The organism is Streptomyces sp. PA03-6a (assembly GCF_033792765.1).
Taxonomy (GTDB): domain Bacteria; phylum Actinomycetota; class Actinomycetes; order Streptomycetales; family Streptomycetaceae; genus Actinacidiphila.
Genome location: NZ_JARAVK010000038.1, coordinates 1 through 18621 on the forward strand (window position 1 = coordinate 1; position 18621 = coordinate 18621).

General features: G+C 71.5%; 7 protein-coding genes and 3 pseudogenes. 4 read left to right on the plus strand and 6 right to left on the minus strand.

The features are described from left to right. Positions 1 to 92 precede the first annotated feature (92 nt). The 3 genes and pseudogenes from PV350_RS12200 to PV350_RS12210 all read left to right on the plus strand — a co-directional run. Positions 93 to 380: pseudogene (locus PV350_RS12200) on the plus strand (ATP-binding protein); the annotation flags it as partial. Then, positions 377 to 1075 (plus strand): response regulator, encoded by a 699-nt coding sequence (locus PV350_RS12205; protein ID WP_500333683.1) that lies wholly within the window; start codon positions 377 to 379, stop codon positions 1073 to 1075. The pseudogene PV350_RS12200 and the gene PV350_RS12205, both read left to right, overlap by 4 nt. A gap of 106 nt (positions 1076 to 1181) precedes the next feature. Next, on the plus strand, positions 1182 to 1892 hold the full coding sequence (locus PV350_RS12210; protein ID WP_500333685.1) for a class I SAM-dependent DNA methyltransferase: 711 nt from the start codon (positions 1182 to 1184) through the stop codon (positions 1890 to 1892). 31 nt (positions 1893 to 1923) lie between these two features. Here the strand turns inward: PV350_RS12210 and PV350_RS12215 are convergent, their stop codons facing one another. From PV350_RS12215 to PV350_RS12235, 5 genes and pseudogenes are all read right to left on the minus strand, one after another. Continuing rightward, positions 1924 to 2316 (minus strand): GntR family transcriptional regulator, encoded by a 393-nt coding sequence (locus PV350_RS12215; protein ID WP_499516327.1) that lies wholly within the window; start codon positions 2314 to 2316, stop codon positions 1924 to 1926. Between the two features lie 4 nt (positions 2317 to 2320). Next, positions 2321 to 3127 (minus strand): hypothetical protein, encoded by an 807-nt coding sequence (locus PV350_RS12220; RefSeq protein WP_500333687.1) that lies wholly within the window; start codon positions 3125 to 3127, stop codon positions 2321 to 2323. Positions 3128 to 3478: 351 nt separating this feature from the next. Continuing rightward, entirely contained in the window at positions 3479 to 4681 is a 1203-nt protein-coding gene (locus PV350_RS12225; protein ID WP_500333689.1) for a cytochrome P450, read from the minus strand. A 36-nt stretch (positions 4682 to 4717) separates the two neighbouring features. Then, positions 4718 to 6023 (minus strand): annotated as a pseudogene (locus PV350_RS12230) (NAD(P)/FAD-dependent oxidoreductase). Next, positions 6013 to 6239 (minus strand): annotated as a pseudogene (locus PV350_RS12235) (ferredoxin). The pseudogenes PV350_RS12230 and PV350_RS12235 overlap by 11 nt, the downstream one beginning before the upstream one ends. A gap of 989 nt (positions 6240 to 7228) precedes the next feature. Here PV350_RS12235 and PV350_RS12240 point away from each other — a divergent pair. Then, the gene (locus PV350_RS12240; protein WP_500333691.1) at positions 7229 to 14209 is read left to right on the plus strand and encodes a glycoside hydrolase domain-containing protein; all 6981 of its coding nucleotides are present in this window, start codon (positions 7229 to 7231) and stop codon (positions 14207 to 14209) included. 158 nt (positions 14210 to 14367) lie between these two features. Here the strand turns inward: PV350_RS12240 and PV350_RS12245 are convergent, their stop codons facing one another. Then, complete coding sequence (locus PV350_RS12245) at positions 14368 to 18552, minus strand: carboxypeptidase regulatory-like domain-containing protein (protein WP_500333692.1); 4185 nt, start codon at positions 18550 to 18552, stop codon at positions 14368 to 14370. Positions 18553 to 18621: the final 69 nt, after the last annotated feature.

Consider the following 18621-nt stretch of genomic DNA (forward strand, 5'->3'; position numbering starts at 1 on the left):
AAGAGCCCTGGCGGTGTTTTGTGTTGCCAAGCAGAAGGCGGCATACGCGGTGTAGAGAGGTTTTGTGGGCTCGGAAATTTTTATAAGAGACAGGCCTCGAACTCGCCGCCTACCGCGTGGTCCAGGAAGCCCTGACCAACACCGTGAAGCACGCCTTCGGCGCCACCGCCGCCGTGACCGTCGAATACGGCCAGGACCGGCTCCGGGTGGAAGTCACCGACACCGGCGGACACCCGGGCGCGGGCGCGCCCACCGGAAACGGCCGGGGCCTGATCGGCCTGCGCGAGCGCCTCGCCGTCCACGACGGAACCCTGACCACCGGCCGGCGCATGACCGGCGGCTACCGTGTGGAGGCCCTGATCCCCTTGGAGACGCCGTGACCGAGCCGCTGCGCGTGCTCCTCGCCGACGACCAGACCCTGGTCCGCACCGGATTCCGGATGATCCTCGGCGCCGACGGCATCGACGTCGTGGCGGAAGCGACCAACGGCGCCGAAGCCGTCGAAGCGGTCCGCCGCACGCGGCCCGACGTGGTCCTCATGGACATCCGGATGCCCGAGATGGACGGCCTGGAGGCCACCCGCCGCCTCCTCACCGGCGCCCCCACCGCACCCCGCGTCATCATCCTGACCACGTTCGACCTCGACCGGTACGTCTACGCGGCACTGTCCGCCGGCGCCAGCGGCTTCCTCCTCAAGGACGTCACCCCCGAGCATCTGACCGCGTCCGTCCGCACGGTCCGCAACGGCGACGCCCTCCTCGCGCCCGCCATCACCCGCCGCCTCGTGCAGCGCTTCACCCAGCGCGGCAGCGACACCGCCGCCCTCCACCGCGACCTCGCCTTGCTCACGCCCCGCGAACTGGAGGTCCTCGGCCTGCTGGCCAGAGGACTCAGCAACACCGAGCTCGCCAACCGCCTCCACCTGGCCGAGGCGACCGTCAAGACCCACGTCGCCCGCATCCTCGCCAAACTCGGACTCCGCGACCGCGTCCAAGCCGTCATCGTCGCCTACGAGACAGGGCTGGTCAGCGCCGGTGGACGTGAGGCCGGCCAGCAGTCCGACGAGCAGACGTAGCCCGGATCCGAGACACTACGCCGCCCTTCACCTGGGGAGTTCGGCGGAGCGCTCGGGTTAGCGGATGCCGCCCGTCAGGCCGGTCGAACGGCCTTACCCTGGACCGGTGTTCTCACCCGAAGGCCCCTCGCTGCGTGAGCTGGCCGTGCAGGCCCTGTCGTCCGTCGAGCGCGGTTATGACCTGCTCGCCCCGAGGTTCGACCACACTCCGTTCCGCACCCCGGACCGCATCCTCGATGCGACCGCCGCCGCCCTGAGTCCCTTCGGCCCTTTCGGTGACGGGCTGGACGTGTGCTGCGGCACGGGAGCGGGCCTGCGCGTCCTGCAACCGTTGTGCGGGGGCCGGGTCGCGGGCGTGGACTTCAGCGCCGGCATGCTCGCGCAGGCGCGCCGTGGGCACCCGGACGCGGAGTGGATACGCGCTGACGCACGGAAGCCGCCCTTCGCCGCGGAGTTCGACCTGGCCGTCAGCTTCGGCGCCTTCGGGCACTTCCTGGCCGCCGAGCGGCCGGCCCTGTTCGCCGGGGTGCACCGCGCCCTCCGGCCCGGCGGGCTCTTCGCCTTCCCTGTTTTCGCACCGCCGCGCATCGCCTCCCGGCGCTACTGGATACCCGCCGGCTTCGACGCGGCGATGCGGATACGGAACGCGGTCTGGCGGCCGGCCTTCGTCATGTACTACCGCACCTTCCCGCTCCGCGCGGTGCGCGCCGAACTGACGGCGGCGGGCTTCACCGTACGCACGACCGCGGTACCCGACTTCGGTCACCGCCCGGACGGTGCCCCGTACGCGCGCCTGGTACTGGCCCGCAAAGCGTGACGGCGGGCCGGGACCCCGTCAGGCAGGCCCCTCATTCAACCGAAGTGCGTGAAGGGGGCGATGCCGCGACGCCGTTGGCCAGCGCCGCTCGGATGATGCGGACGGCCTCGTCGGTGTCGATGCCCGCACTGGCGATGACGGCGGCGTACTCGGCGGCGGCGTGGCGTGCCCGCTCGCGCCCCTGCTCGCCGGCCGCGGTGACGAACGAGCCCGCCCGTCCGCGGGTCTCGATCAGCCCCGCCTCCTCCAGCGCCCGGTAGGCCCGGCCGACGGTGTTGACGGCCAGGCCGAGGTCCGCGGCCAGGCGGCGGATGGTCGGCAGCTGGGTGCCCACGGCCAGTGTGCGGTCCTGGATCCGCCGGGCGAGCTGGGCGCGGAGCTGCTCGAACGGCGGGACGGGCGAGGCCGAGTCGATGACGATCATCGGCTCACCGGGCGCTCGTGGCGTGCCGCGCCACCGTTCCGCTCTGCGCGGTCCGCTTGGTGATCAGGGCGAGCGTGACGGTGCTCAGGGCGACGAAGACGAGCCAGGCGGTGTTCCACCAGCCAAGCGCGGTATCGAACACGGACACGATCGGCAGCAGCCACACCACGGTCGGCGTGGCGACCTCGCGGGCGTCCTCGACCCGCATGATGACGTCGGCGGTCAGCGAGACCTCGTCGTCGGCCACGACCGGGTGCGTCAGGATGTGGCGTAGCTGGACAGCCGTACCGACCGCGACCCCGCACAGCCCGATGAGCAGGACGAGTGCCGCGTACCGCGCGGTGGAGTCCCGCACGGTCAGGGCGACGACCGCCGGTACCGACGCGCCCGCGAACGTGGCGACCGCGAACGCCGCACGCGGCCGGCCGAGCACGGTGCGCCATCCGAGCCGGACCGGGTGGGCCACCCGGCGCGGCAACGTCGCGCCGGCGCGCCGGTCGACCCGCCGCACCCACCAGTCCAGCAGGGACTGGGCCAGCACCAACCCGACGACCACCGCCGTCAGGACCATCAACGACGATTCCCGGTACGACCCGGAGCCGTCAGCCCCAGGAGGCCGGTCGGTCGTGTAGACAAGGGCAACCGCGATGATGAACGCCGCCAGCAGGACCTGAGCGGCCAGCCGGGCACCGCGCCGGACCGCCAGACGCGTGGCCAACAGCGGCGTCGGCCGGACGTCGACCAGGCCGTGCCGGGCCAACCACACGCCGGCCTGCTCGACATCCGCCGGACGCACGGACTTCTCGGGCATCCAGCAACCCTCCCTTTGACGTGACCCCTCTATGTCGCAAGCGTTGTCACAAGATAGTGCGTCAAGCCTTGCGACAAGTCAACGGAATGCGGCTCGGCGGCGCCGACGCCACGCCGGCCCGAAACGTAGGGCCGCCGGGGTCAAGGCGCCCGGCGGCGCTCACGCTCCGGGCAGGTCCACAGACTGCCCGACGCGCCGAAAGGTCACGGATCCATGATCACTCGTGCCAAAGCAGCTCCCGGCCAGCCGCGTTCCGCCGACCCCGTGGGCCATGTGCCCGCCTCAGAGCTTGAAGGTGCGCACCGACGCCGCCACGGGGGTTCTCCTCAGTCGGCCCTGCGTCGGTGGTCCTCAGGCCGTCAGGCCCTCGATGGCCACGGGAAGATGGCGCGGGCCGCGCAGCACCGCGTTGGCGCGGTACGGCGGGGGGTCCTCGAGCAACCGGGAGAACTTGACCCGGCGAAAGAGTTCGGGCACGGCCAGGTGCAGTTCAATACGGGCGAGAGGGGCACCGAAGCAGTAGTGGATGCCGGTGTAGAAACCCAGGTGCTCGTTGTCCTTGCGGTCGGGATCGAACCGGTCGGGGTCCTCGAAGCGCTTGGGATCGCGGTTGGCCGCGGCCAGCATGAGCCACACCGGCGAGCCCTTGGGGATCGTGGTGCCGGCGACCTCGATGTCGGCCAGCGCGGTGGTCCACGGCACGAACTGGACCGGGGGCTCGTACCGCAGCACTTCCTCGATGAGCGGGGCGGCCAGGTCCGGCTCCCTCCGGAAGCGCTGGAGGACGTCGGGGTGGCGGAGCAACGTCAGGGTCGTATTGGTGATCGCGTTGACGGTGGTCTCGTGGCCGGCGACCAGGAGCAGCACCGCGGTGGCCTCCAGGTCGGCCGGTGTCATGTCGGGCGCGAGCGCGCTGAGCATCCCGGGGCCGGGGTGGCGGCGTTTGGTCTCGATCAGGCCGGACAGGTAGGCGCCCAGCTCCTGGCGTGCCTGCTGTCCCTTCTCCTGGCCGGCGGCGCCGGACTGGGGATCGAGTGACGACGCCAGGGCATCGGCCCACTCGTGGAAGCGCGACTCGTCGTCGCGCGGCACGCCCAGGACTTTGCAGATCGCGGTGACGGGAAGGGGGTAGGCGAAGTCCTCGACGATGTCGACCTGGTCCTTGCCCGCGAAGGCGTCGAGCAGTTCGGTGACGACCTTGGCGAGGTCTCCGCGCAGGTCGTCGAGGAACCTGGGACTGTGCGGGGGACCGAACGGCCGGTTGATGGTGTCGCGCAGTCGGTCGTGCACCGGCGGGTCGGTGAAGATGAAGCTCGGCGGCAGGTTCGTGTCGCCCGCGGCCGCTGTGCGTGCGTAGCCGGCGGCCCGGTTGCGCGTGTCGTTGCTCAGCCGTGGGTCGTTGGCCAGGCTCCGCACCTCGTAGTACGTGCTGACCACGTACGTGCCGTCGTCCTCCAGCCTGACCGGTGTCTTGCGCAGCTCCTCGTAGAGCGGGTACGGATCGGCTCGATTGGCGTAGTCGGTGATCTGCTCGATGATGGTGCCGGGCGTCATGGCGTCTCCTGGGGCCGGGCGGCACAGGGCCGGTGATCAGGCATGCGATGGAGTGAACGCAACACGTCGTTCGCCCGGTGAGTGACCCGTCAGCGTGACCGTGGCCCCGCGGGTGGGCAGATGGGGATCGGGGAAGGCCGGGTCGACCGGCTGCGAGGTCTCGTTGCGGCGGTCGACCGTGCGGTACTCCGGAGGGAAGGGGGCGCCGGACGCGATCTGCTGCTCATGGAACCCCAGCCACTTGGCTCCGTCGAAGGACACCGCGGCGATGACGCGGCCGTGGTAGCCGTACACCGCGACGAACCGGTTCTCGGCGAGGGCCCCTTGGGCGACGACCAGCTGGTCGCCCAGCGGGGGCACGCCCACGGACTTGATGTAGACGCCGAACTGGGAGGACCAGAACGTCGGCAGCCACAGGTGGGGACGGCGCTCGGGACCCGCGCAGATCATGTTGTGGGCGCCGGCGGCGTACATGTCGTCGGTGACAATGCCGTTGACGTCGAACACCCGACATCCGGCGTCGCAGGCGACGCCCCGGGGACCCGCGGCCACCCCCGAGCCGGCGAGCCGTTCCGTGTTCCGGACGGCGCCGAGCGAGACGACCGCCACGTCCACGTCGATCACCGAGCCGTCCGATAGATGGGCGCGCTTGAGTCGTCCTACATCGTCGCCCTCCAGGGCGGTGACGCTCATGCCGCAGCGTAGGTCGACTCCGTGCTTGCGCTGCAGCCGGTCCGCGACCGTGCCGATCACTCCGCCGAGAGCACCCACCAGCGGTGCCGGGCCGCGTTCGGCGACCCTGACCGCAAGGCCCAGCTCTCGGCAGGCGGAGGCGACCTCGGAGCCCGTGAAACCGGCGCCGATCACCAGCACCCGGGGCACGCCCCCGGTCGGCTTCCGGCGCAGGCGGGCGGAGTCGTCGCGCGTGCGCAGCACGAACACGCCGTCCAATGAAGTCTCTTCGGGGTGGATCCGAGGCCGCGCTCTGGTGCCGGCGGTGATTCGGCAGGCGGTCGTAGGGGACGGTGTCGCCGTTTGTCAGGCGTACCTGTTCGGCGTCCCTGTCGAGGCTCTCGGCGGCGACGCCCCGACGCCGTTCGGCGTCGATGTCGCGCCGCCGCGGCAACGCGGTGTCCTCGGGCCGTGCCCGCCCGAGCAGTGCCTGCTTCGACTGTGGCGGCCGGTCGTAGGGATCGTACGGCTCGTCGCCGATCATGGTGAGCAATCCGGTGAAGCCCTTCTCGCGCAGTGTCTCCGCCGCGCGCAGACCGGCCAGCGAGGCCCCAACGACGACAATGCCGCCCTGGCGCCGCAGGACCTGGACGTCCGCGTCAGACGACATGGGACTTCACCCGCTTCGTCGGCTCGTCGAAGTGGTCGACGAGGATCGCCTGGACCGGGCAGGCGGCAGCGGCCTTCTCCACCCGGTCACGTTGTGCCTCGTCGAAGCGAGGGGAGAACAGCAGCGCCTCTTCCCCGTGCAGGGCGAAGACGTCCGGGGCGACGAAGACGCACTGCGCGAACCCTGGCACCGGTTGAGATCGACGACAAGCCTCATGGGAATCCGTTCCCTGCAGGGGCCGCGGTGCCCGAGCCCCGCTGCCGTCCGCGCTCGGTCCATGTGGTCGGTAGGCATGCCTCACTTTCAGGTTCAGCCTTCCGCCCAGGTCTCGCAAGGCGAGACGGCGCTGAGGGACCGGGCCTCGCGCGAGGCAAAGGGAAGCTCCTCGGGGAACTGTGAAACCAGTTCTTCGGCCTACTGACCGAGCTGGGATTCGAGGTCGGCCTGTGGGCTTGTGTGCTGCCTCGGCCGGCACCCCTGGACGGTCGCAGCGACCCTCACCATCCGGCTCCGAACATGGTCGGCCGGGCAAGTCCTAGTCAACGGGACGTAGGGCGTTCAGGACGGCTGACGAGGCACGGTGCTCCTCGCAGACGGCCCACCAACTCTCGGCACCCTTGTCCTTCACGCGCACGCTCCACACCGCCTCATGTGCGCATGGAGAAGCCCAAGCGCAACGCTGCTCGCGAGACTTCGTGCCGGCGGCATGCCGCTGCGGTTCCCATGTGACCGGTCCTTCGACAAGCTCCACGGCACCAGTGAAGCGCGTCGCACGACCTGCCGCAGTCGAATGAGTGTCGAAACGGCGGCAACGCAGGGGGACAGCCGGATGGGGCGCGGATCTCGCCCGTGACGAAGGACCGGGCTCGGATGACGTGTACAGGGCGGGCCCGCCCCGCTACGCTCTGACCCGTCGTCGGCCGAAGTCCTCACCCCCCGCCGCACGCCGAGCCGTTGTGTCGTCTTCGCGGCCCCCGGCGCGCACGTGCTGTACGAATTCTGTTCTCCTTCCGTACGCCTTCTCCGTGTCTGATGACGTACGGTCGTGAAAGCGGCGGCTGCGATGCCGTTCGTCCACTACCGTCTCGCTCTGGGTTGCACGCCCGGCGTTTCCGGGCTGACAACGTTGTCTTCTGGTGAGGCCGAACCGTGCGTGCGTATTGCGACGCTGGAGAGGTTACGTGTCCATCAGATCCCATCCCCCCTTGCCCCCCGCGGTCCTTCCGAGAACCGCGAGCGGGCGTCGCCGGCCGCTGCGCGCGACGGTCGCCGCGCTGCTCACCGGGGCGCTCGGCCTCGGCGCGCTGGCGGGTGGCGGCGCGGCCGCCGCCGTGCCCGTCGCCACCACGTCCACGGGGTCCGGCGGGACGTCCGGCGGGACGGACTACACCAAGCTCGTCGACCCGTTCGTGTCGACCGCGGGCGACGACGGCAACGACCTGCCGGGCGCGCAGGCGCCCCACAGCCTGGCCAAGGTCAACCCGCTGACCACGCCGAACCGGAACCACACCGGGTACGACTACAACGAGGACCACATCGCCGGGTTCACCGCGACGAACCTCGACGGCGTCGGCGGCTCCGGAGGCGGCGGCGACCTGCTCGTCGTCCCGACCTCCGTGCAGTACGACAGCCGGCCCGCCGCCGGCACGTACGCCCACGCGTACAGCCACGACGACGAGAGCGCGACGCCCGGCTCCTACCAGGTGGGCCTCGGGGCCATCTCCGGAACCGCGTCGTCGGTGAAGCAGGACCCGGGCACCATCAAGGCCGAGATGACCGCGACCACGCGCACGGCGCTGCAGCGGTACAGCTTCCCCGCCGGATCGAACCCCGAGCTCGTCCTCGACCTCGCGAACAACTTCACCAGCCGCACCCGCTCGACGATGAAGGCGACGACGCTCCCGAACGGGACCACGTCGATCACCGGGCTCATCGCGGGTTCGTTCAACGGCGCCTCGTACAAGCTGTACTACGCCGCCACCACGAACGTCCCCGTGACCTCCCTGAAGAGCTGGGGCAACGACGGCAAGCTGAGCGACGCGACCACGCAGGACGGGTCCGACACCGGCGCCGTCCTCGGGTTCGACGAGGCCGCGCGCGACGACATCGAGCTGCGCATCACGCTGTCGCCGATCAGCGCCGAGCAGGCCACGACCGACCAGCACAACGAGGTGGGCGACCTCACCTTCGACCAGGCGCGCGCGCAGACGAAGGCGGACTGGAACAAGGCGCTCGGCGCCGTCGACGTGCGCTCCTCGGTGAAGTCCGACCCCGGGTCGACGCTCACCAAGGAGTTCTACACGCACCTGTACCGCATGTACGCGCTGCCGGTGAACGCCACCAGCACCAGCGGGACGTACCGCGGCGCGGACGGCGCGGTGCACAAAACGAACGGCTTCACGTACTACGACGGCTGGTCCACCTGGGACGACTTCCGCAAGTACTCCGTCGAGTCCTACATCGACCCGGCCACCTACCGGGACATGATCCAGTCGCTCATCGTGCTCTTCGCCGACGCGCGTACCTCAGGCAAGAGCCTCGGCAGCCTCACCCACTCGGTCCCGACCGTGCGCTGGGAGCGTTCGGCCGTGCTGGTCGCCGACGCGCTGTCGAAGGGCTTCAAGAACTTCGACCGGCTCGACGAGGCGTACCCGGCGCTGCTGTCGTACTCCGGCTACTACACCGGCGCGCAGTTGCGGCAGGGGTACGTCACCGGTGACCCCGGTACGACCGTGCAGCGCGGCTACGACCAGTGGGCGCTGTCCGTCGTCGCCGACGCGCTCGGCAAGAAGGACGACGCGAAGAAGCTGCGGACCCAGTCGACGATGGCGATCGACAACCTCGTGAAGTCCGGCGCCTGGACAGCGGCCGACGGCACCAAGGTCGGGCTGCTCACCCCGCGCGCCGCGAACGGCGACTGGCAGAGCGCCGACTACGAGAAGTTCGAGGCGGCCGGCCTCTACCAGGGCACGCTGTGGCAGTACCACTGGTACGACGCGTACGACATGGGCGGCCTGATCAAGGCCATGGGCGGCGACAAGGCCGGCAAGGCCGCGGTCAAGCACATGTTCGGCGAGGACTCCAGCGTCGACGACGGATCGACCATGCTGCACTCCAACGCGAACGAGATCGACCTGCAGGCCCCGTACCTGTTCAACTACGTCGGCGAGCCGAGCCTGACGCAGAAGTGGGTACGCGCCATCTACACCGGCACGACCTGGAACCGCTACATCGCGACGGGCTCGACGAACGAGGCCCCCAGCTCCGGCGGCCAGTTCACCCCGCCGGTCAAGACCCAGGTCTACAAGCTCTCCCCGAACGGCTTCCTGCCGACCATGGACAACGACGCCGGCACCATGTCGACCATGTTCGTCGGCGCCGCGCTCGGCCTGTTCCCGGTGACCGCCGGATCCAGCCAGTTCCAGATCGGCAGCCCGTTCTTCGACTCGACGACGATCAGCTATGCCAACGGCTCCCGGTTCACGGTGAAGGCCGACGGCGTGTCGCCGAGCAACTACTACGTGCAGAACGCGACCCTCAACGGCAAGCGCTTCGACAACACGTGGCTCGACTACTCCCAGATCATCTCCGGCGGAACCCTGGACTTCACCATGGGTTCCAAGCCCTCCCAGTGGGGCGCCCACACCGAGCCCGCGTACTCGCTGAACACCGACGGCGGCGACACGGGCGACGGTGACGCGGGCACGGACAAGGGCGACACGGTCGTCTCCGCCCGCCCGGGCACCGTTGACACCGACGAGGACGGCACCCTCCACGACAGCGTGCAGCTCACCCTGGACGGACCGGCGTCGTTCGACGCCCGCAAGGGGACCAGCCTCACCAAGACCGGAGCGGCGAGCGTGACCGGCCTGCCGGCCGGCGTCACGGCTGACCTCCGCGTCGGTGACAAGCGGACGGCGACGCTGTCCCTCACCGGCACCACGAAGACCGACGCACGCTTCGGCATCACCTTCCGCGACGAGGCCTTCGCCCACGGCGTGCGGGCCTCGACGGTGAGCGGCACCGGGATATCCCCGACCGACCCGCTCCTCATCTCCGCCGCCGCGGTGCACCGCAAGGCCCTGGGCGCACTCGTCGACCAGGCGTCCGTGGTGCGCAGCGCCAACTACTCCGACGGCTCCTGGAACCTCTTCCGGTCGGCCCTGGAGCGCGCGCGGACGGTCCTCGCGGACACCTCCTCCGCGACGGGCACGATCATGGCCGCGCAGGACGCGCTGCAGACCGCCATCGACGCCCTGACCATCGACGAGGGCGGCTACGCCGTCCTGCAGGCCGAGAGCCCCGACCAGAAGGAGGGACCCAGCCTCATCAGCGAGCGGAACAACTCCGACGGCAACCTCGGTGGCGTCACCGAGGGATCGTGGGAGCGGTTCGCCAAGCTGGACTTCGGCGGGGTCGCCCCGCGGACCATCTCGGTCCGCTACGCGAACTCGCAGGCGACGAACGCGAAGCCGAGCAGCGTGGACATCCACGCCGGCGCCGCCGACGGCCCGGTCGTGGCCACCGTCTCGCTCCCCGGGACCGGCGGCTGGCAGTACTACTCCACGGTGCAGGCGGCCGTCACCGACGCCGACGCCCTGCTGGACGCGAAGAGCGCGACGTTCGTGTTCCACGCCCCGTCGGGCCAGCAGTGGGTGTCGAACTTCGACTGGTACCAGTTCTCGCCGTACGAGGTCTCGACGTCCCCCACCACTACGCTCGCCACGCTGACCGCGGTCAACAGCACCGCGACCGGCAACGGTTCGCTGCCGCTCAACCTCGGCAACGGCATCTTCGAGAACGTGACGAACGGCGCGTGGGCGCAGTGGAAGGACACGAACCTCCGCAGCGGCGCCGACACCGTCACCGTCCGCTATGACAAGCCCCAGTCGCGGGCCGCGTCGGACTCGCACATCGAGCTGCACCTCGGCTCGAAGGACGGCGCGAAGAGCGTCGACATCCCGCTCGACTACAGCGGATCGGGCTGGGGAACCATCGCCTCCACGAGCGTGCACCTCGACCCGAGCGTCTTCACCGGCGTCCAGGACGTGTACGCGGCGTTCGTCTCCAGCACGCAGACGGCCTCCCAGCCCTACGTGGGCAACGTCTACTCGCTGGCCCTGACGCAGACCGCCGACGCCCCCGTGGGCTTCGACGCCACCGCGTGGCGCTCCAACAGCGGCGGCGGCCTCAAGAGCGAGCCCGTCGGCTGGACGGGTTCGGGTTCCACGACCGACCTCGGCGGCACCTACAACGGCGCCTGGCTCAACTACGGGGACATCGACTTCGGCGCTTCCCCGAAGAGCACCGTCACGATCACCTACGTCAACAACTCCGCCCGCTGCGGCACCGGCTCCGCCGTCCAGCTCTACCTGGACTCCTTCGACACGGCCAACCCCGGCACGCCGTACGCGACCGTGCCGCTGCCGGTCACGGGATCCGCGTGGTCGTCCGGAGGGACGACGAGCGTGACGCTGCCGAAGGCGATCACCGGCACGCACACCGTCTACCTGCGGCTGACGACGAACCCGGACTCCTCGCACCCGTACGTCGCGAACCTGGGCCGGATCACCTTCAACCACGTCGAGACGCCCGCCGTCACGGACAAGTCCGCCCTGCGGAAGGCGATCGAGCAGTACGAGGGGCTCTCCGCCGACGCGGAGCGCTACGACGCGATCGACTTCGGTGTGTACGGGCGTGAACTCGCGGCCGCACGTACCCTCGTCACCGCCGATGACGCGACCCAGCTCGAGGTCGACACGCAGACGCGCAGCCTCACCCTGGCCGCGGGCCAGCTGATCCCGCTCCCGCGGCTGAAGCTGGAGGACCTGGTCGCCACCGCGTCCGCCCTCGACGACGACCGCTACACGGACGCGTCGTGGAAGGCGTTCACCGGGGCACTCGCCGTGGCGAAGACCGCGGTCGCCGACGGTGCGGCCACGGACGCGACCCTCACCGCCCGGTACGACACCCTTCGCCACGCCCTGTCCGCGCTCACCACGAAGCCCAAGACGGTGCCGGCCGCGCCTGACGCGGTGTCGGCGACCTCGTCCGGCACGAGCGTGACCGTCGCCTGGTCCGCACCCAAGGACACCGGCGGCTCACCGGTCACCGGCTACGAGATCACCCTCAGCGACGGCCACCAGATCAAGATCAAGGATCCGGACAGCCGGAGCACGACCTTCACCTGGCTGCGGTCGGGCAGGTCGTACACGGCACGCGTCCAGGCGGTCAACGCCGTCGGCGCCTCGCAGCGGAGCGCCGCCACGGCACCCGTGGTCACCGGCGGCGGCAAGCCGCAGAAGCCGGCCGTGACGGGTGTGATCACCGACGGCAAGCAGGTCCGCGTGACCTGGCAGGCGGCCGGCGACGGCGGATTCCCGGTCATCGGCTACACCGTGGCCCTCGACGACGGAACCACCGCGCACGTCCCCGCCACCACGGGCACGACGCTGCTCACGACCACGGGCAAGGCGAAGGCCCACGCGGCCACCGTCACCGCGGTCACCCTCGCCGGAACCTCGGACGACAGTGCCGCGACCGCCCCGGTGACCACCGCGGCGACCGCCGCGGCGGACGCCTCCGACCCGGCGTACGAGCCGTCCCCCTTCCCGGACGACACGCTCAACGCCACCTACGCGTCCGACAAGTGGCCGGGCACCGGTGACGGGACCGACTACTTCTACGGCCTGCTCAACGGCTTCAAGGACCTCGACTCCGACATCCTCGCCGCCAACACCAAGGTGCCGGGCGGCACCCCGCTCACCGCTGAGAACGACCGGATCGCGGTGCGCATCAACAACGCGGCGACGCAGAAGGAGGTGGACCGGGCCGAGGTCGACGCCACGAACAGCTCCACCGTCACGATGGCCGACGGCCTCGGCTCCCGGCTCGGCCGGATCTATCTGGACGCCCTCAACGGCGGCCGGCTGCCGAAGACCGGAGCGCTGTTCTCCCGCGTCACGCAGGGCCTCGACAAGGGCGGAGCGGCGAAGGACCACTTCGGCTACCAGCGCCCGTACGTGCGGCTCGGGTTCGTCGGCGACGGCGGCGCCGTCTACGAGTCGCAGGACGGTTCCTACGGCAGCCTCACCACCAGCGGCTCCTACCCGAGCGGCCACACCTACGGCGGCTACGAAGCGGGGACCATCCTCGCCACGCTCCTGCCGGAGCTGGCACCGTCGATCCTCGCCCGCACCTCGGAGTACGGGGACAACCGCATCGTCCTCGGGTTCCACTACCCGCTCGACGTGATGGGCGGCCGCATCGCCGCACAGGCCACCGTCGCGCACCGGTGGGCGGACGCCGACTTCGCGAAGCTGCTGACGCAGGCCCACACCGAGATGGAGAACGTGCTGCTCGCCAGTTGCGAGAAGGAGGGCTACGGCGACACGCTCGAGGCCTGCGAGGGCGACTCCTACGCCAGCCTGAGCACGGCGCAGCACGTCGACCTGTACACGCAGCGCCTGGACTACGGGTTCTCCCAGGTGGGGAAGTCCGGGCAGGCCCTCAAGGCGCCGTCCGACGCGGCGGCCCTGCTGATCACGGCCTTCCCGGACCTGACCACCGAGCAGCGCACCCAGATCCTCGAGCAGACCGCGACGGACTCCGGCTCCCCGCTGGACCTCACCGCGGACGGCGGAGCGAGCTGGGAGCGGATCAACCTGGCGGCGGCGATGGCGGCGCGCGTCGTCGTCAACGCCGACGGGTCGGTCAAGGTGACGAACCACACGGACGCCACCAAGGCCAGCGTCGCCGACGCCAAGGCGATCACCGTCGGAGGCATCGCGATCGACGGGTTCGACCCGGCCGTGTCCACGTACGTCGTCGACTGGCCGAAGAACAAGAAGGTCCCGGCCCTCTCCGCCGTACCGGCCCAGTCCGGTGCGCGCGTGAAGGTCACCGACGGCAGCTCGGTCCTGTCGTCGACCGGGCACCGGTTCACCACTCGCACCATCAAGGTGACCTCGGCCAACGGTTCGGTCACCCGCACCTACACGGTCGGGTTCCAGCCCACGGACCGCGACGACCGTCCGGTCGCGGCCGGCGGCAACGGTGGTGACCGCATCGCCGGGGCGACCGACCTGCTGAGCCGCGGAAGCAACGGAGCAGGCTCCGCCGGCGGCGCCGGATTCTGGGCGCCGTCTACGGAGTGGGCCAACCCCATGTGGATCCCCCAGGGGTAGCGCACACCGCCGCCGGCGGCCGGCCCCTCCGGGTGAACCCCAGTGGTTCACCCGGAGGGGCCGTCGGCATTCCGGGCGGCCGTGGGCGGCGGCGGTCGCCCGCGCAACACGGTGGGGCCGGCCCGGAGGGCCGGCCCCACCGTGTCCTGCAGGTCCGCCTAACGCCTGGTCAGAACCACGTCGGCGGTGACGGCGTCACGACCGCGCGGTCGCACCGTGCGCTCGGCCGTCCGGTAGCCCTCGGCAGTCACGGTGAGGGAGACGGCGGGTCCGGCGTCCGGGAGCCACAGTTGGTACGAGCCGTCGACCGCGGTGCTCAGCGTGTGCGCGCCCGACCCGGTCCCGACCCGGACCGTGGCTCCGGCCAGCGGGGTGCTGTCGCCATGCCGCCCGGCGCCGCTGACGGTGCCGGTCAGGTGCGTCCACCCCGGCGGCGCCACCACGGTCATGGTGACCGGCACGGTGACGGAGGCGTACGGCCCGTCGCTGTCGATGACCAGCCGCGCCTGGTGCACGCCCGCGTCGGCCGGACCCATGTCCCGGGCGTCGACGGTGACGGTCAGCTCCGCCGTCCTGCCCGCGCCGACGGAGGACGAGCCCGCCTTCGCCGCCAGCCACGTCACGTCCCCGTGGGGCGCGTCGTAACCGGGCAGTTCGAGGGCGGAGGTCTGCATCACCCTGTCCGCGCTCTGGCCGCCCAGGACCGACCAGCCGGGTGCTCCGGCCGCCGCGTACAGCGGCTGCGGCAGGTTCGGCAGCGGGCTCCACGTGTCCGCGGCCGGATCGTAGGCGTAGGCCTCGTTGGTCACCGCGGCGGCCCCGACCAGCACACCGCCGGCGGCCATGAGCCGGCCCGCGCCGCTCGCCGTCGCGGCACCCCAGAAGTCCACCGGCGGGTCGGCGATCGGCGTCCAGCGGCCCGCGGCCCGGTCCAGGGCGTAGCCCACGGCCGTGGCGTGCGGAGGCTGCCCGTCGCCCTGGTGGACACCGCCCGCGCAGTACAGCGTCCCGTCGACGGTTCCGCAGCTCTGCCAGGAGGTCGGCACAGGGTAGGCCGGTCCCGTGGACCACGTGTCGCCGGCCGGGTCGTAGACCTGGACGTCGCGCGTGCCGCAGGAGATGCCGGTGCAGCCGCCGATCACATAGAGCCGGTCGCCGACCGCTGCCGCGGCCGAACTGCCGTACGCCTTGGGCGCGTCGGCGATCCGCGACCATGTGTCGCTCGCCGGGTCGTAGACCTCGCCCCCGGCGATCGGCGTGCCCGCGCGGTTCTTGCCGCCGACGACGTACAGCTTGCCCCGGACGAACCCGTAGGCCGCGCCGCTGCGCTTGGTGACGGCCGGGGCGAGGTCCTTCCAGGTCGCCGTGGCCGGGTCGTAGGAGCGCAGAGCGGTGGTCCACTGACCGTCGGGGGTCTGGCCGAGACCGGTGTAGAGGACGCCGTCGTACGCGGCCGCGATCCCCCCGGTCATGGGCTGCGGGAGGTCCGCGAGCGGCTGCCACGCCTGCCCGGCGGTCGCCCCGGCGGTCCGGCCCGCCGCCGTGGTGTTCGTCGTGGCGGTGGCCGCGACGTCGAGCGGATCGGGTCTGGCCGCCGTCCGCTCCCTGGCGGCGCCGGACACGCGCGCCGGGGCTCCCGCGACGGCCTGCTCGCCGACGGCGAGGGAGGCCGGGGCGCCCCCGGTGTTGCGCACCTTCACCGTGACGGTCTTCTTACCGCCCCAGGGAACGGTGACGCCCACGGCACCGGGGGTGGCCTTCAGCCGGGACGGGCGCAGCGCGAGGTCCGCGGTAGTGACGACGTCGCCCTTGACCGACACGGACGACGTCCCGGCCGGATAGCCGAAGGCGGGCAGGGCGGCGGTGAACTCCTGGCGGCCGGTACGGGAGGAGAAGGCCCAGTACAGACCGTCGCCCACGGCCGGGTCATCCGGCGTGGCGATGCTGTGGCCGCTGTCCTCGGGGGCCTTCGCGGCGGAGACGGTCGCGCCGACCACTCCGGCACCGGTGTTGGCGTCCGTCACCCGGCCCGTCAGCAGCCCACCGGGGACGGTGACCAGCGAGCGGGTGCCGACGGCGACGTTGTCCAGCTGCCAGATGCCGGTCAGGGAGCCGGCGAAGTGGAAGCGCAGCCGCACCGAGGACTTGCCGGCGTAGGCGGTGAGCGGAACGACCTGGTGGGAGGGGCCCTCCACGACGTCCGTGTGGTGCCAGAGGTTCTCCCAGTGGTCCCCGCCGTCGGTGCTCACGTCGATGTCGGCCGTGGGGTCGTTGAAGCGCCACAGACTGGGCAGCGCGGTGTCGAACTCCAGCGCCGGCCGGGTCTGCGCCGAGAAGTCGTAGGCGGGGCTGATCAGTTCGGTGTCGACTTCGCCCCAGCCGAGGGCGTAGTCGTCGACCTGGGCGAAGCCGCCGTCACCACCGGTCTGGTTGCCGCGGGTGAGCGGGTCGTCGAAGCCCCAGCCGCCGGCTGCGGTGTGGTTGACGATGCTCCACCCGGCAGGCTTCGCGGCGGTGTCGAAGGACTGGAAACCGCCGCCGTGGTAGTCGACGGCGTAGCCCGGCGGGAGGGTGCCGGAGCCGACCAGGGGGAGCGTCAGGTCGGCCGTCTTCGGGGACGATCCGAGCACGACCTTCGTCTCGGCCGGCCGGTAGCCGGGGTAGAGGCCGGTGGCGCGCAGCGTGTACGTCTTTCCGCGCTCGAGGCGGACGGAGTAGCGGCCCGTCCTGGGGTCGGTGTGGACGGTGCCGGGCACGCCGTCGACGGTCAGCCGGGCGTAGAGGCCCCAGCCGTGTCCGCCGCCGTCCCGGACGGTGCCGGAGACCGTGGTGGTCGGCACGGCCGCGAGCGCGGCGTTCCTGGTCAGCTCCGTGCCGTCGGCGAGGGTGACCTTGCCCAGGTCCTTCTCGGAGTAGCCGAAGGCGTTGACCGTCAGCGTGTACGAGCCGGTGGGCGCCGCCAGCGACCACCTTCCGTCCGCGCCGGTGACCGCCGAGTTCGCGCCCAGCCGTACCGTCGCGCCGGACAGCGCCTTGCCGGTGCCCTTGTCGGTGACCTTGCCGGTCACGGTGCCGTGCGGGCCGGGGCGGAAGGCGCCGACGCCGTTCGGCGTGCCCAGCCCCGTCGGTCCGTCGTAGCCGGGGCCCGCGGTGCAGCTGTTCGCGGGCTCGCACGCGGGCGTGGTGTCCGGGTCGCAGGGCGCGTCGTCGGAGCATTGCGCGTTGCTGCCGGTGGTGACGTCGTTGAGCGCACCGGGCGCGCGGTACGGGTACCCGGCCGGGTAGGTGCCCTCGACGGGCGTCCCGGCCAGTGCGTACAGACCGGCGATGATCGGGGCGGAGGCGCTGGTGCCGCCGTAGACGCCCCATCCGCCGCCGGAGTAGGTGTTGTAGACCGCCACGCCCGTGTCGGGGTCGGCGACCGCGCTGACGTCCGTCACCGACCGCTTGTCGCAGCCGGTGCCGGTCTGGAAGGCCGGCTTGGGCTGGTAGGCGGAGCACCCCGAGCCCGTGCCGCGCCACACCGTCTCCGTCCAGCCGCGCGCACCGGTGTCGCTCCTGCTGAGCGAGGTGCCGCCGACGGACGTCACGTAGGGGGAGGAGGCCGGGTAGCTCAGCCCGTGGCCGTAGTCGCCGGAGGCGAACACCACGGCGGTGCCGGGGTGGTCGAAGTACGCGGCGTCCAGGGCGGCGAGGTCGGGGCCGTCGTAGTAGGCGCCGTAGGAGTTGGACACGTAGCGGGCGCCCAGCGCCACCGCGGTGTTGACGGCGCTGCCCAGGTCGTCCGTGGCGGAGCTGTCGGCCTCGACGAGGAGGATGTGCGCCTTGGGCGCGACGGCCGAGACCATGTCCAGGTCCAGGGATATCTCGCCGGCCCAGCCGTCGTTGGGCTGCGGGTAGTCGGTGCCGCCGCGCTGGTCGACCTTGCGGAAGCAGCCGTTGTCAGCCGTGCAGGAGGGCAGCCCGTACTGGTCCCGGTAAGCGGCGAGGTCCTGCTCGGCCAGCGGGTTGTCGTAGGCCGCCACGACCGCGATGGTCGCCCCGGCGCCGCCGTCCGCGGGCAGGTCGTACGCCGAGCGCAGGTCGGCCGGGCCGAATCCCTCGGGAGTGGCGGACCGTGCGGTGCGACCGCTGTCGGTGTCCGCTCGGCGCACCGCGAAGCAACCGAAGTGCCCGGGCTGCGGGGCGCCGCACAGCGACTCCGCCGCCGGCCCGGCGTCATCGGCGACGGCCGGGCTCTGCTGGGGCAGTTGGACCGCGAGGACGGCCAGCAGCAGGGCCGCGGCCCCGCCGACGGCACGTTGCCACCGGGATCCCGTCGGCCGGGCGGGGGCGCCCCTCAAGTACCGGGAGAGGGGGCGTGAAGGACGGGGAACGAGCACGGGGCGACTCCGGCAGTGGTCCGATAATGT

Coding starts and splice junctions, on each gene's coding strand:
- PV350_RS12215 (WP_499516327.1), bottom strand. CDS start 2,316: ATGATCGTCATCGACTCGGCCTCGCCCGTCCCGCCGTTCGAGCAGCTC.
- PV350_RS12220 (WP_500333687.1), bottom strand. CDS start 3,127: ATGCCCGAGAAGTCCGTGCGTCCGGCGGATGTCGAGCAGGCCGGCGTG.
- PV350_RS12225 (WP_500333689.1), bottom strand. CDS start 4,681: ATGACGCCCGGCACCATCATCGAGCAGATCACCGACTACGCCAATCGA.